This window comes from Pseudomonas antarctica (assembly GCF_900624995.1).
Lineage (GTDB): Bacteria > Pseudomonadota > Gammaproteobacteria > Pseudomonadales > Pseudomonadaceae > Aquipseudomonas > Aquipseudomonas antarctica.
The window spans coordinates 17,284-31,235 of record NZ_UYXQ01000042.1; the positions used below are offsets into that span (position 1 = coordinate 17,284).

General features: G+C 63.4%; 14 protein-coding genes. 11 read left to right on the top strand and 3 right to left on the bottom strand.

Going from position 1 to position 13,952, the window contains the following annotated elements:
- Nucleotides 1–240 precede the first annotated feature (240 nt).
- From E0F99_RS18560 to gspD, 11 genes are read left to right on the top strand one after another with little or no spacing between them, the layout of a single operon-like run.
- A complete protein-coding gene (locus E0F99_RS18560) occupies nt 241–1,938 on the top strand; it encodes a GspE/PulE family protein (RefSeq protein WP_130908858.1) in 1,698 nt (565 codons plus the stop codon).
- The gene (gene gspF, locus E0F99_RS18565) at nt 1,935–3,131 is read left to right on the top strand and encodes a type II secretion system inner membrane protein GspF (protein ID WP_083357779.1); all 1,197 of its coding nucleotides are present in this window, start codon (nt 1,935–1,937) and stop codon (nt 3,129–3,131) included. Before E0F99_RS18560 ends, gspF begins: the two co-directional genes overlap by 4 nt.
- Nucleotides 3,128–3,577: a type II secretion system major pseudopilin GspG gene (gene gspG / locus E0F99_RS18570; RefSeq protein ID WP_130908859.1), complete on the top strand. Its 450-nt coding sequence runs from the start codon at nt 3,128–3,130 to the stop codon at nt 3,575–3,577. Before gspF ends, gspG begins: the two co-directional genes overlap by 4 nt.
- A gap of 7 nt (nt 3,578–3,584) precedes the next feature.
- Complete coding sequence (locus E0F99_RS18575) at nt 3,585–4,010, top strand: pilus assembly FimT family protein (protein WP_083357781.1); 426 nt, start codon at nt 3,585–3,587, stop codon at nt 4,008–4,010.
- A complete protein-coding gene (locus tag E0F99_RS18580) occupies nt 4,007–4,339 on the top strand; it encodes a type II secretion system protein (protein WP_083357782.1) in 333 nt (110 codons plus the stop codon). Before E0F99_RS18575 ends, E0F99_RS18580 begins: the two co-directional genes overlap by 4 nt.
- Nucleotides 4,336–4,944, top strand: coding sequence for a prepilin-type N-terminal cleavage/methylation domain-containing protein (locus E0F99_RS18585; protein WP_083357783.1), 609 nt, complete (start codon nt 4,336–4,338; stop codon nt 4,942–4,944). The genes E0F99_RS18580 and E0F99_RS18585 overlap by 4 nt, the downstream gene beginning before the upstream one ends.
- A complete protein-coding gene (locus E0F99_RS18590; protein WP_083357784.1) occupies nt 4,941–5,642 on the top strand; it encodes a general secretion pathway protein GspK in 702 nt (233 codons plus the stop codon). The genes E0F99_RS18585 and E0F99_RS18590 overlap by 4 nt, the downstream gene beginning before the upstream one ends.
- Nucleotides 5,639–6,631, top strand: a complete 993-nt coding sequence (locus tag E0F99_RS18595) for a PilN domain-containing protein (RefSeq protein ID WP_083357785.1) — start codon at nt 5,639–5,641, stop codon at nt 6,629–6,631. Before E0F99_RS18590 ends, E0F99_RS18595 begins: the two co-directional genes overlap by 4 nt.
- Complete coding sequence (gspM, locus tag E0F99_RS18600; protein ID WP_083357786.1) at nt 6,606–7,205, top strand: type II secretion system protein GspM; 600 nt, start codon at nt 6,606–6,608, stop codon at nt 7,203–7,205. Before E0F99_RS18595 ends, gspM begins: the two co-directional genes overlap by 26 nt.
- On the top strand, nt 7,202–7,720 hold the full coding sequence (locus E0F99_RS18605; protein WP_083357787.1) for a general secretion pathway protein GspN: 519 nt from the start codon (nt 7,202–7,204) through the stop codon (nt 7,718–7,720). Before gspM ends, E0F99_RS18605 begins: the two co-directional genes overlap by 4 nt.
- Before the next feature lie 5 nt (nt 7,721–7,725).
- A complete protein-coding gene (gene gspD, locus E0F99_RS18610; RefSeq protein ID WP_083357788.1) occupies nt 7,726–9,849 on the top strand; it encodes a type II secretion system secretin GspD in 2,124 nt (707 codons plus the stop codon).
- Nucleotides 9,850–10,106: 257 nt separating this feature from the next.
- Here the strand turns inward: gspD and E0F99_RS18615 are convergent, their stop codons facing one another.
- From E0F99_RS18615 to E0F99_RS18625, 3 genes are all read right to left on the bottom strand, one after another.
- Nucleotides 10,107–12,617: a fimbria/pilus outer membrane usher protein gene (locus tag E0F99_RS18615; protein WP_083357789.1), complete on the bottom strand. Its 2,511-nt coding sequence runs from the start codon at nt 12,615–12,617 to the stop codon at nt 10,107–10,109.
- Nucleotides 12,618–12,702: 85 nt separating this feature from the next.
- On the bottom strand, nt 12,703–13,434 hold the full coding sequence (locus E0F99_RS18620) for a fimbrial biogenesis chaperone (RefSeq protein WP_083357790.1): 732 nt from the start codon (nt 13,432–13,434) through the stop codon (nt 12,703–12,705).
- A gap of 74 nt (nt 13,435–13,508) precedes the next feature.
- On the bottom strand, nt 13,509–13,952 hold a 444-nt coding region (locus E0F99_RS18625), incomplete at its 5' end, for a fimbrial protein (protein WP_130908860.1).

Here is a 13,952-nt window from a genome sequence, read left to right on the forward strand (position 1 = left end):
CAATTAGCCAACCCCGGCGATCGCCTGCGAGGCCTTTAAACAAAGGGCTGTACTGGAAATCCGGGACACCTTCAGTCTATTCATTTCAGTTTGTTTCCCTCTTTCCGGAACTAGATTTGCAACTTCAAGTCGATTAACCCAGTTAACTTCGACTGCGGCGTGGCGAACTAATGGCACCGTTATCGCAGTGTCCAGTAGTTTCAAATAGCCATACTTTCTCGCAACTAGACACCCCATATTATGTCGTCAACGCCCATCGATGCCTGCCATACGCAGATCCCGCACACTGACCCGGTGTGCGCGTGGCTGATGCGGCACGCCGGGCTGAAAAGCGTCGACTTGGACCGTGCGCGGCGCCTGTCCACTGACAGCAGCGACCTGCTCGGCCTGCTCACACGCTTGGGGCTGGTCTCGGAAGTCGAACTGGCCTGCGCCTGGGCTGAACTGCTCGGCGCCCCCCTGCTGCTAGCCGATGCCGCGCCGCCGTTGCTCGACCCCTTGCCCGCGCTTACCGAGCGCTTTATGCGCCACTACCAGGTGGTGCCCATGGGCTGGGCCCACGGTGGTCTGCGCGTATTGGCGGCCAACCCGGCGCAACTCTATCCCTTTCAGGCCCTCGCCTACGCCTGTCAGGTGCCGGTGTGGCTGGCCATCGGCCCGCGCACTGAAGTCGATACGCTGATCGAGCGCTACTACGGCCAGGGACGCTCCGCCATGGGCACCTTGATCGAAAACCTCGACGACCAGGGCGGCGCGCTGGAGGATATCGAACACCTCAAGGACATGGCCTCCGAAGCGCCGGTGATCCGCCTGGTCAACCTGATCCTGCAACGCGCAGTCGAACAGCGCGCGTCGGATATCCATAACGAACCCTTCGAAAACCAGCTCAAGGTGCGCTACCGCATTGACGGCGTGCTGCACGACGCCGAGGCGCCGCCGGCCAGTTCGTCGGCGGCGGTGATCTCGCGGGTGAAGATCATGGCGCGCCTGGACATCGCCGAACGGCGCCTGCCCCAGAACGGGCGGATCATGCTGCGCATCCAGGGCAAGGAACTGGATTTGCGCGTGTCCACGGTGCCCACCAGCTTTGGCGAATCGGTGGTGATGCGCCTGCTCGACCGGCAAACCGTGCAGTTCGACTTCCAACGCCTGGGCTTTGACGGCCAGCGCCTGGCGGCGTTCCTCGACCTGCTCGAACGCCCCCACGGCATCCTGCTGGTCACCGGGCCTACCGGCTCCGGCAAAACCACCACGCTCTACACCGCGTTGTCGCGGCTCAACACCGCCGAACGCAAGATCATCACCGTCGAAGACCCGGTGGAATACCAGCTCGAAGGCATCAATCAGATCCAGGTCAAGCCAGCCATTGGCCTGGACTTCGCCGGCGCGCTGCGCTCCATCGTGCGCCAGGACCCGGACGTGATCATGATCGGCGAAATCCGCGACCTGGAAACCTGCCGCATCGCCATCCAATCCTCACTCACCGGCCACCTCGTGCTCTCAACCTTGCACACCAACAGCGCCGCCGCGAGCATCACGCGGTTGCTGGACATGGGCGTGGAAAGCTACCTGATCGCCTCAACGGTCAGCGGCATTCTCGCCCAGCGCCTGGTGCGGCGCCTGGACCCGGCGACCCGCGTGGCGTTTGCAGCACCGCCGGAGTTGATCGAGGAACATGGCCTGGATCGCCTGACCGACCAACGCCCGATCCTGCTCTACCAAGGCAGTTACCACGGCCGCAGCGCCATCACCGAACTGCTGGTGATGAACGACGAACTGCGCAGCCTGCTGATGCGCCACGCCGACGCCGCCACCCTGGAGCAGGCCGCGCGCCGCGCCGGTTTGCGCACCTTGCATGAAGAAGGCTTGCGCCAGGCGCTGGCGGGCATTACCTCGTTGGAAGAAGTGCTGCGCGTGACCCGTGGAGACGGCGCGTGAGCCGCTTCAAGTTTCGCGCGTTGGACAGCCAGGGCGTGGCCCAGAGCGGCACGCTGCAAGCCCAGGACCAAGCTGCCGCCATTGCCATCCTGCACAAACGCGGCTTGTTGCTGTTGCACATCGAAACGGCGGGCAGCCCGAGGTTGCGCAACACGCGCGGGCAATTGAAGGGCGCCGCATTGGTAAGTTTTACCCAGCAACTGGCCACCTTACTGGGCGCCGGTCAGCCGCTGGAGCGCTCGCTGAGCGTGCTGCTCAAGCAGCCCGGCCAACCCCAGGTGCGCGCGCTGATCGAGCGCATCCGCGACCACGTCAAGGCGGGCAAGCCGTTATCCGCCGCGCTGGAGGAGGAGGGCGACAGCTTCTCGCCGCTGTACCTGAGCATGGTGCGCGCCGGTGAAGCCGGTGGCGCGCTGCAAAGCACCTTGCGCCAACTCAGCGACTATCTGGAGCGCAGCCAGTTGCTGCGCGGCGAAGTGATCAATGCGCTGATCTACCCGGCGTTTCTGGTGGTCGGCGTGTTGGGTTCGCTGGCGCTGCTGCTGACGTATGTGGTGCCGCAATTTGTGCCGATTTTCCAGGACTTGGGTGTGCCGATTCCGCTGATCACCGAAGTGATTCTGGCGCTGGGCCAGTTCTTCGGCGCCTATGGCGTGGTGTTGCTGGCCGCGATCATCACCGCCAGTTGGATCGTGGCTGCGCGTCTGCGCGATCCGCTGCGGCGGCAACGCTACGACCGGCGTCTGCTCAGCGTTCGCGTGATCGGCCCGCTGCTGCAACGGGTCGAAGCAGCCCGACTGACCCGCACCCTCGGCACCTTGCTCAGCAACGGTGTGGCCTTGCTGCAAGCGCTGGTCATCGCCCGGCAAGTCTGCACCAACCGTGCCCTGCAAGCCCAAGTGGCGGATGCGGTGGAGTCGGTTAAAGGCGGCGGCACCCTCGCCAGTGCGTTCGGCGCTCAGCCGCTGTTGCCGGACCTGGCCCTGCAAATGATTGAAGTCGGCGAACAAGCCGGTGAACTGGACAGCATGTTGCTCAAGATTGCCGAGGTGTTCGACGTCGAAGCCAAGCGCGGTATCGACCGTTTGCTCGCCGCACTGGTGCCGTCCCTGACCGTGGTCATGGCGGTGCTGGTGGCGGTGATCATGCTGGCGATCATGCTGCCGCTGATGAGCCTGACCAGCAATATATGAACCTTCAAGGAGCTGAACCGATGCGCCGATTGCGAGTCATCACCCCACGCCGCCAAAGCGGTTTTACCCTGCTGGAAATGCTCGCGGTGATCGTGCTGCTGGGCATTGTCGCGACCATCGTGGTGCGCCAGGTCGGTGGCAATGTAGACAAAGGCAAATACGGCGCGGGCAAGGCGCAGTTGGCCAGCCTGGGCATGAAAATCGACAGTTACGCCCTCGATGTCGGCGCGCCGCCCAACAGCCTGCAACAACTGGTGGACAAGCCCGCCAATGCTTCCAGTTGGGCCGGGCCCTACGCCAAGCCTTCCGACCTTAAGGACCCCTTCGGCCATGCCTTCGGCTATCGCTACCCCGGCGAACACGGCGCGTTCGACCTGATCTTCTACGGCCAGGACGGCCAGCCGGGCGGCGATGGTTACAGCGCCGACCTGGGCAATTGGGAATAACCTCGCCATGACCCAGCGCGGCTTTACCCTGCTGGAGATGCTGGTGGTCATCCTGTTGATCGGCCTTGCCGCCGGGTTGCTGGGGCTGGGTGTACGCCAGGGTTTGCAGGTGGCCAAAGAGCGCCGCGCGGTCGGGCAGATAGTCGACGCGCTGCGCACCACCCGGGCGGGAGCGGTTATCAGCGGCGCGGCCGCGCGCACTGAATTCGATTTGCCGGGCATGACGTTCCAGGCGCCAGGCCGCACGCAGCACCGCTGGCCGTCGGAGCTGCACGTCAGCTTGCACACCGCTGAACGGGCCGGCTCCGCCATCGAGTTTTACCCCGATGGCAGTTCCACCGGCGGCCATCTGTTGTTGGCCAATGGCAGCCGGCGCTGGCGCATCGACGTCGGCTGGCTGACTGGCAGCGTGCAGTCCAAGGCGCTGCCATGAAATACCAAACGGGCTTCACCTTGCTTGAAATGCTCGCCGCGCTGACGCTGATGGCGGTGTGCAGCACGGTGTTACTGGTCGCTTTCGGCCAAAGCGCGCGCTCGTTGGCGCAGGTCGCCCGCAGTGATCGTCTCACCCATGCGGCGCTGACTGTGCTCGATCAGGAGGCGGCGGGGCCGCTGGCCGAGGGTGTCAGCCAGGGCAATCTGGATGGCATCCACTGGCAACTGACCAGCACCCGCCAACAGCCCCGTGTATTTCGCCTCGACCTGACCGTCAGCGAAGGGTCGCACCACGCCCATTTCAGCACCTTGAAGGCGCGCCTGTGAAGCGCCGCGAGCAGGGCTTCACCGTGCTGGAAATCCTCGTGGTACTAAGCCTGCTCGCGGTGTTGCTGGTGCTGGTGGGCGGCGCGTTGCTCGGCGCCAATCGCGCGGTGGCCAAGGCCCAGCGTTACACCGCCAGCCTGGATGAGATGCGCGCCGCGCAGCAGTTTCTGCGCACGGCGATCAGCGAGGCGCTGCCGTTGGATGTCACCGAAGACGACAGCCAGACGGACGGGTTTTTTCTCGGCACACCCAAGCGCTTGCAGTTTGTGGCGACCTTGCCGGGTGTGCTCGGTGGTGGAATTCAGCGGTTTACCTTGCAACAGCGCGAGCAGCAATTGCAGGTGGCGTTTTCTCAGTTGGAGTCCCACACCAACATCGCCCGCAGTGAGCCGCAAGTGCTGCTGAAAAACGTCGCGGGTTTACAGTTCAGTTATCGCGGCGTATCGCCGCTGGGCCAAGCGACAGGGTGGATTAGTGAATGGCCATGGCCCAGGCGATTGCCAGCAGCGGTGCGCATCGCCGCCAGCCTCGACGGCCCGCTGCCGTGGGTCACCCAGGTGATTGCCCTGCGCCTGAATCTCGCCAGCGGAGCGCTCGAAGAATGAAGCGCCAACTCGGCGCGGCGCTGTTGCTGGTGCTGTGGGCGCTGGCCTTGCTCAGTGTGTTGCTCGGCGGCCTGGCCGGTTGGGTGCAGCTGGAAAGCCGCCAAGCCCTGTGGCTACGCCAGCACACCCAGACCGTGCTGGCCGCCGAAGCCGGTATCGCCCTAGCCATGGCGGATCGGCACTGGATCGCCGACGGCCGTGACATGCCGATGACCTTCGACGATGCCCAGTTGCACGTCAGCCTGCGCAGTGAGCGCGGCAAGCTGTACCTGATCAACGCCGAGGCCGATGACTTCATGCGCCTGGCCCTGGCCTGCGGCGCCACCCAGGCCCAGGCCGGCCGACTGCTCAAGGCCCTGGAGGCGCGCCGTAAGCAGGGCTTGCCGCCGTTTCGGGTGCTGGAAGAAGTGCGCCAACTGCCCGGCATGACGCAAACGCTGTACCGCCAATTGCTGCCGCAAATCACCTTGTGGAGTGACCTGGATCGCCCCGATCCGGCCTTCGCCAGCCCGCTGATGCGCAAGGCGCTGAACCTGTCGCACCAGAGCGCCGAAGGCGCCGACCCAGGCGAAGTGTTGGTCGTTGATAGTCACGCACAGCGCCCCGGCGGCTATCAGGCACGCCTGCGAATCACCGTTTTATTGAGCCCCTCGGAGGACAGCGCGCAACCCTACCGGGTGTTGCGTTGGCAAGAATGAATCGACTGGAACCCATTGCCCGACACTGGCGTGGCAGCCTGCTGCAACAAGGCTGGCGCCTGTGGCTTGCGGAACTGCGCGCCTGTGTGCCGAATTGGCTGGTACTGCACGAGCCGCCTGAGCAGGTTTACCACTGGCCACTGAGCGAACCGGTCACACCCAACAGCACGCGCCAGGTGCTGATGCTGGCGCCCGACGCTGTGCTGTTGCAAACGGTGCAACTGCCGCTGGCCGCTGCGCGCAACCTCACCACCGTGGTCGGTTACGAGCTGGATCGCTACACCCCATTCGAGGCTGACCAGCTGTACTTCGTCGCGCGCCAGGAGCAACGCACAGCCACGCATCTGCACGTCACGCTGGTGGCGATCCTGCGCGAACAGCTGGACCAGATCCTCGTCGACTGCGCGGCCCTTGGCTTGCACCCCCAGCGGGTGGATGTGAACCACCTGGGCATCGACTTGCTCCCGGCGCCATTGCGCGCGCGCCAGCGCCCCACCGGCAAAGGCTTGCAACGCAGCCTGCCGTGGCTGTGCGGGGCCTTGTTGATCGCGGCAATGCTGCTGTGGCTCAACGACCGCCAGCGTGTGCTCGATGCCATGCGCGCCAGCGTGCAGCAGCAAAAAGCCCAGGTCGCCGAGGTGCACGCCTTGCGCCAGCAACTGCTCAATACCCGTGGCGCGGCGCAATACCTGACCCGGCTCAAACTGGCACAGCCGCCCCTGGCCGCCTTGCTCAATGACCTCACCACCTGCCTGCCCGCCGACACCTGGCTGGACCAGTTGGATGTCAAGGACGGCGAGATTTCGTTCTCCGGGCAAAGCGCCAAGGCCAGCGCGCTGATCACCCGTATCAAGGGCTGCCACAGCCTGGAAAACGCCCAGTTCGAAGGGGTGATTCAACCCGATACGCGCACCGGCAAGGACCAGTTTGCCTTGCGTGCCCATCTACGCCAGGAGGCCGCCGATGCGCCGACCCCTCACACCCCGTGAACGTCGCGGTGCGGCTTTGCTGCTGCTGGCCGTGGTCATCGGCGCGGCCTACTGGCTGTTGATCGACAGCTGGTTCGCCGGGCCTTTGCGTGACATGGGCGAACAGGCCGAACAGCTGCGTGAGCAGCAGCAACGCTACGCCGGGGTGGTGCGCCAAGGTGATGCGCTGCGTCAGCAACTGCTGCTGGCGCAGCAAGACCCGGCCAGCAGCACCAGCCTGTTGCCGGGGGATGACCCCGATGGGGTGGCCGCCGACCTGATGCAACGCCTTGCCGACCTGATCAACAGCCACGCCAATCTGGGCGGCGGCTGCAGCCTGACGCAACGCAAGCCGATCACCCCGGAGCAGGACGAGGGAGAGCCGTATCGCCAGGTCAAGGTCAGCCTCACCCTCAACTGCGCCATCGAGCCATTGGAAGCCGTGCTGCACGAGCTGGAATATCAGCCGCCGTTTCTGTTCGTGGATGAACTGCGCATCCGCCGTGGCCAGCAGGCGCCCGCGACGGGGGGCGCCGCAAAGTTGGTGGTGCACCTGCTGGTGCGCGGTTATCTGCAACCGCAGGTGGCGCGATGATCGGCACACTGCGCCCCTTGGAATGGGGCTTGCTCGGCTTGGCCGGGTTACTCGGCGTACTGATGGCGGTGATTCTCAGCAGCATCGGCGATGAACCGCAGTGGCTGCCCGAACCGGCTGCGCGCGCGCATCCTTCGGTCAGCGTAAAAGTCGCGCCAAGCGTGCCGCTGGAAAGCCTCGCCGCCACTTGGCAAGCGCCGCTATTCAGCCCGGATCGCAGCCCCGACAGCATGGTAGGCAAGGCACGGGTCGCGAGCCTGGCCAACCTGACCCTCAGCGGCATCATGATCACCGGTAACCTGCAAATGGCGATGCTCAAGCAGACCGATGGCCGCCCGCTGACCGTGCGCCTGGGCCAGACACTGCCCAACGGCTGGCGCCTGGAACACCTGACGCCGCAATACGCCCGTTTCGCCTTGGATGGCCGCACGCACACCTTGAGCCTCTACGCCAAACGCTTGCCGCCGCCGTCTACCCGGCCCCCGATTTCTCTTCCCCGCGAGCCCCTCCCTTGATCGATATGCGCACCTCGACGTTTTGCCTGGCCGCCGCCCTCACGTTGGGCGGCTGTGGCGCCTTCCCCGATCGCCTCGATGCGGACGATGGCCTGCTGCACGAAGCCTTGCAAGGCACCGGCTCACAGCGCCCGCCGACTGAGGCACCTGCGCCTGAAAGCCCGCAGCCTGAAGCCAAGTCAGCACCGCAACGCCAGGTGATTCGTGGCAACCAGCAGTTCGTACGCCCACCCGGTGCAATGCCGAGCCCGAAGGAGGAGGGCGGCGACATCGTATTCAACTTCGCCGACCAGCCCATCGAGGCGGTGATCAACAGTGTGATGGGCGACTTGTTGCATGAAAACTACAGCATCGCCCAGGGCGTGAAGGGCAACGTCAGCTTCTCCACCTCCAAACCGGTGGATAAGCAGCAGGCGCTGTCGATCCTCGAAACCCTGTTGTCCTGGACCGACAACGCGATGATCCGCCAAGGCCAGCGCTATGTAATCCTGCCCGCTGACCAAGCCGTGGCGGGCAAGCTGGTGCCGCAAATGCACGTGGCTGCGCCGTCCAGCGGCCTCTCTGCGCGCTTGTTCCCCCTGCGGTATATCTCCGCCACCGAGATGCAAAAACTGCTCAAGCCGTTCGCCCGCGAGAATGCTTTTTTGCTAGTGGACCCGGCGCGCAATATCCTCAGTCTGGCCGGCACCCCGCAGGAGCTGGCCAACTATCAGGAGACCATCGACACCTTTGATGTGGACTGGCTCAAGGGCATGTCGGTGGGCGTGTTCGGCCTGCAACGCGCGTCGGTGGCCGAGTTGATGCCCGAGCTGCAAGCCATGTTCGGCCCGGACAGCGGCATGCCTCTGGCGGGCATGCTGCGTTTTCTGCCCATCGAACGGACCAACTCGGTGGTGGCGATTTCTTCACAGCCGCAGTACCTCAGCGAGGTGGGTGACTGGATCCGCACCATCGACGAAGGCGGCGGTAATGAACCGCAGATGTATGTCTACGATGTGCGCAACATGAAGGCCTCGGACCTGGCCAAGTACTTGCGGCAGATCTACGGCAATGACGCGATCAAGGACGACACGCCGGCCAAGGTCGCACCGGGGTTGCGCACGACCACCTTGTCGTCGCTCAACAGTCATGCTGGTGGTATGCAGAACACGGCGCCGCCTGCCGAAGAGCCCGAGCAAGCGCCGGACGTTGCACCGCCTGCGCCGGATAAAAGCCTTGAAGCGGGCACGCGCATTACCGCGCAAAAAAGCAGTAACCAACTGCTGGTGCGCACCCGCCCGGCGCAGTGGAAGGAGATCGAAGCGGCGATCAAACGCCTTGATAATCCGCCCCTTCAGGTGCAGATCGAGACGCGCATTCTTGAGGTCAAGCTCACCGGTGAATTGGACCTGGGGGTGCAGTGGTATTTGGGGCGACTGGCGGGGAATTCTTCGAGTAAGACGGTGGCGAATGCGTCCGGCAGCCAGGGCGCGTTGGGCGGTGGCGGGGCGGGGCTGGGAGCGTCGGATTCGTTGTTCTATTCGTTCGTCAGCGCCAATTTGCAGGTGGCGTTGCATGCGTTGGAGACCAATGGGCGTACGCAGGTGCTGTCGGCGCCGTCGCTGGTGGTGATGAATAACCAGCCGGCGCAGATTCAGGTGGGGGACAACATTCCTATCAGCCAGACCACGGTGAATACCGGCAACGCCGATTCCACCTTAAGCAGCGTCGAGTATGTGCAGACCGGGGTGATTCTGGATGTGGTGCCGCGTATCAATCCGGGCGGCCTGGTGTACATGGATATTCAGCAGCAAGTCAGTGATGCCGAGAACCAGACCGGCAATGGCGATACACCGGTCAATCCACGTATTTCGACGCGGTCGGTGTCGACGCAGGTGGCGGTGCAAAGTGGGCAGACGGTATTGCTGGGTGGGTTGATTAAGCAGGACAACGCCGAGCGTGTCAGCGCTGTGCCGTATTTGGGCAAGATTCCTGGGTTGCGGTGGTTGTTTGGCACTACCAGCAAGTCCAAGGATCGCACGGAGTTGATTGTGTTGATTACGCCTCGGGTGATCACCAGCAGCAGCCAGGCGCGGCAGGTGACGGATGATTATCGCCAGCAGATGCAGTTGCTGCGGCCGACAAAATGAAGTGAAGGAACGCGGTAGAGAATGTGGGAGCTGGGTTGCCTGCGATGGCGGTAGCTTGAGCACATATCCGTTGCTGCGGTCACGGCGGAACCCATATCAGCCGTGACCCAAACAACGGATATGTACTCAGCGCCCTCCGACAACCACAACACTCAACCCGTAAAAAAAGATGTGCAGATACCTATGGCTATCGCGGGCAAGCCCGCTCCCACATTTGGATTTTTATACATCAGAGAGAGGGTGTAGATATCGCCCCTTCAAGGCGTGCACACCAACGCCTGGCGCTCATAGTTCAAGGCCTTATTTTGCGGCGGCAGTGCATAAGAAGCACTGCACTGCTGCTCACCCCACTTGATAACCAACGTGCCCTGATCCTCTTCCACCAACGCCAGCGCATTGCCATTCGGGTCTGCAATCGCCAGCTGCTTGCCGTTCGTGTCCTCCAGCGAAGCCCCAAACGACAGCGGCTTGCGCTGCGCATCAAACAACTCAAACAACACTCGCCGTCCGGTGGTGCCGCTGTAGTGCGCTACCACAATCGCGCCACGGCGCGGCACCACTTGCTGAGTGGCGTTGGTGATTTCCACATCGCCGCCCAGGTCGCGGGTGTCCAGGCTCACCCAGTTCACCCGGTAAGGCTGGGCATTGGGGATCACCGCGTAGCCGTTGTAGCCGGTCTCCACGCCGCTGTAGCTGCTGATCTTCGCGCCGGAGATGCCCGGCACTTCGGCCAGTGCAAAGGTCTCGCTGACGGTCTGCCCCAGGTTGATGCCGCCTGCGTGAGCGACCACGGAGCCTGCGAGGTTGAGGTTCTGTGAGTTGTAGCCCTGGCCCTGGCTGTAGCCGAGGCTGACGTCCGCCACCGAGGTGCGGCTGTTGATATTCACCGAACCGGAATCGCCGCTGGTGTCGCTGTGGCCGGCCTGTACCGAATAGAACGTGTCGCTGGTGTCGGCGACGTAACCATTGATGCCCGCCTGGGTGGTGGTGTCGCCATGCTGCCGGCTGGTGGTGACAAACGCCCGTGGCGCGCGGGCCTGGCTGCCCAGCGGGAAGGAAATCGACAGGTTCACCTGGGTGTCGCTGCTCGGCTGGCCAAAGGTGACGATTTGCTTGGTGCGCGTCACGCCGAGGTTGTAGCTCAGGTCGCCCCAGTTGCTGGTGTAACCGGCGGAAAAACTCTGCGAGCCGCCGCGGTTCCAGTAGCGCTGGTCGCTGGCGTTTACGTACACGCTGCCGAACTCACTGTTGCGCCCAATGCTCTGGTTGATGGTCAGGTCGGTGCGGGTTTTCGAATGGCCGGTGCGCACGCGCACATCCTGGCTGCTGTCTTCGACATGGTCGGTGAGGGTGCGGTAGCCCTCGGTGGAGTAGCGGTACGCGGCCAGGGTGAAGTTGGTGTCGGTGCCGGTAAAGGTTTTTGCATACAGCGCACGCACGCTGCTGCCCTGGGTGGTTTTGCCCTGCGCTTTGCTGGAGGAGTGAGTGGTGTCCAGCGAGAAGGCGCCGAACGAGGTGTTCTTACCGGCGCCAATGGACAGCGCGTTGTAGTCTTCGCTGGTCTGCAACCCGACAATCGCGCTGAGGTTGCTGGTCAAGCCGTAGGCCAGGGTGCCGCTGAGAAAGCGCGGAGTCGCGAGGCCGTCCGCGTTGCTTTTGAACGTGCCCGCCGAGAGGCTGTACTTGACCTGACCTTCACGCACCATGATCGGCAAACTGGAAAACGCCTGCGTCGTCACCCGGCGCGTGCCGTCGGCTTCGATCACGGTGATTTGCAGGTCGCCGTTGGAACCGCTGGGGTAGATGTCGTTGATCTCGAACGGCCCCGGCGCGACGTTGGCGGTGTAGAGGATGTAGTCGTTCTGGCGGATTTCGACCGTTGCGTTGGTCTGCGCCACGCCACGGATCACCGGCGCATAACCGCGCTCGCTGTCGGCGCGCATGCCGTCATCGGAGGCGAGCTTGAGGCCGCGATAACGCACGCTGTCGAACAGGTCGGTGTCGGAGAAAATCTCACCGGCGCTGAACTGGCCCTTGATCGCGGTCACGTCGTGTTGCAGGTAAGTGCGGTTGCTGGTGTAGGTGTTCGAACGCCCGGTGCCGCCGCTCAGGTTCGACTCGTTGCGCAGGCGCCAGGCACCCAGGTTAATGCCGTTGCGCAGGCCGAGGTTATTCGAGATGCGCGTTTGATAGTCGCCAGCGGTGCGGCTGCTGTTGAGCTGATAGTTGATGAACGCGGCGGGCACGCCTTCATCCCATAACTGTGGGTCGACGTAACCGCGCAGGCCACGCTGCATGGCCATTTGCGGGATGCTTGCCATCAGGCGCAGGCGGCTGCTGTCGTAACGCACGCTGGCGTCCTCGATCATCTCGGCGAGCGCGTAGCATTCCTGCGGCTGCAGCGGGTCGATTTTACCTTCGGCCTGCAAACGGTGCATGTCGACGCCCAGTTGCTTGAGCAAATCGAGGGTCAGGCAGGCTTCGACTCGGCCGTTCTTTGGGTTGCGCTTGAAGTCGATGTCGCGTCGGCCTACCAGCATTTCGTTGCTGTACAGGTCGACGCGGTAATTGCCCGGCAACACGCTGTTGGCCGAGAGCAGCTGTTGCAGGTCGACCGGCGACTGCGAGCCTTGCAGGAAGGTGGTGTTGAAGGTGTCCGCAGCCTCGTCAGCCATTGCCCAGGCCGGCAGGCTGGCGGCAATCGCAAGCGACAGCGTCTTCAACTTCAGTGCGCCACGCGCGGGCCTGTTACTGGAAAGAAAAGACATGCGAAGACCTGTGGCATCCCTGATTGGCGAACAGGCGGGCACGCAAACACGCACGTGGAGTGAGCCTGTGGGTTAGAGAAAAGGCTTAGGGTTTGAGGCGTGATTCAGTCGCGTGCGTGGCGACGCCTGACAGGGGCGCGGTGTAGTGGTTCTGCGCGCCGTAGTCATTGATGCTGGAAAACGACAGTTGCACCGGGCCAGCCGCGGGTGGCGTCTTGAGCGGGAACTGTTTTGCCTCGCCGGGCGCGATCATGCTCGAATCGCTGGCCAGCTGCGCTTGCACCTTAATGTCGGCCATGGACACGTGGTACAGCGTCGGGTTTTTCACCTGCAACAGGGTCTGCGCACCGTGCTTGGCCAGCGACCATTCAAGCTGGGCAGGCGCCTGCAACGCACTGCCAGGCAGGCCGGCAGGGCGGTAAAAAATCTTGATGCGTTGGCGGATGGCCAACTGCAAGGTGTTCTCGGCCTCACTGGCTTTGGGTATTTCCTGAACATTCAGCCACACCACCGACTCGCGGTCCGTGGGCATGCCGGTGCCTTCGTACAAGATGCGCAGCAGTTGCTGTTCTTTGGCGAATACGCGGGCCAATGGCGGGGTGACGGCAAACGGTGCGCGGCTGGCGCTGGCGTCGTTCATGTCGACCCAAGATTGAATCAATACGTCCTGGTTGCCGTTGCGCACGGTGATGTTGGCTTCCTTGTGGTCGCCATCAAATACGATACGGGTGGCATTCAATGAAATGCTGGCGGCGGCCTGGGTAGCCATAAGCATGCCCAGCAGCCCCAGGCTTACGGCGATAGAACGAGGCAGCATGAGGGTTATCCGGTGTAATCAAAGAGAATGGCGAGGCCGTTTGGCCTCGCGCGATCGGTGCTCGGGGCGCCGAGTTACTCGTATTGCAGGATGAACGGCAGGGTGGCATCACCGCGACCGGCGGTGGATGCACCGGACGCACCGGTGGTGACATAGGCCGCCGCGAAGCTCAGGGTGGCGTCGCCGCCCGCAGTGCCTTGGCCGTGCATGGCGCTTTCAATGCGTGCGGTGCTTGTCGAGCTGAGGTCGATCAAGGTGCCTGTGCTGTCGAGCAGGGCGATACCGACGTTTTGCGCGGTGGCCGAACCTGGGTTCAGGGCCAGTACTTTTTTGCCGGTGACCAGGCCCGAACCGCCGTTGTTGGCATCAAAGATCATCGCGACTTTGGTGCCCTGGTTGCAGTTGCCGTTCAGGTTGAAGTCTTTGGCGGTCACACGGCCAGCGGTTGGGTTTTCCGCTGGGCCCATTTCCTTGTTCGGAACGTCTCCCATAGCCCCCAACATCGTGCGGCATGAGTT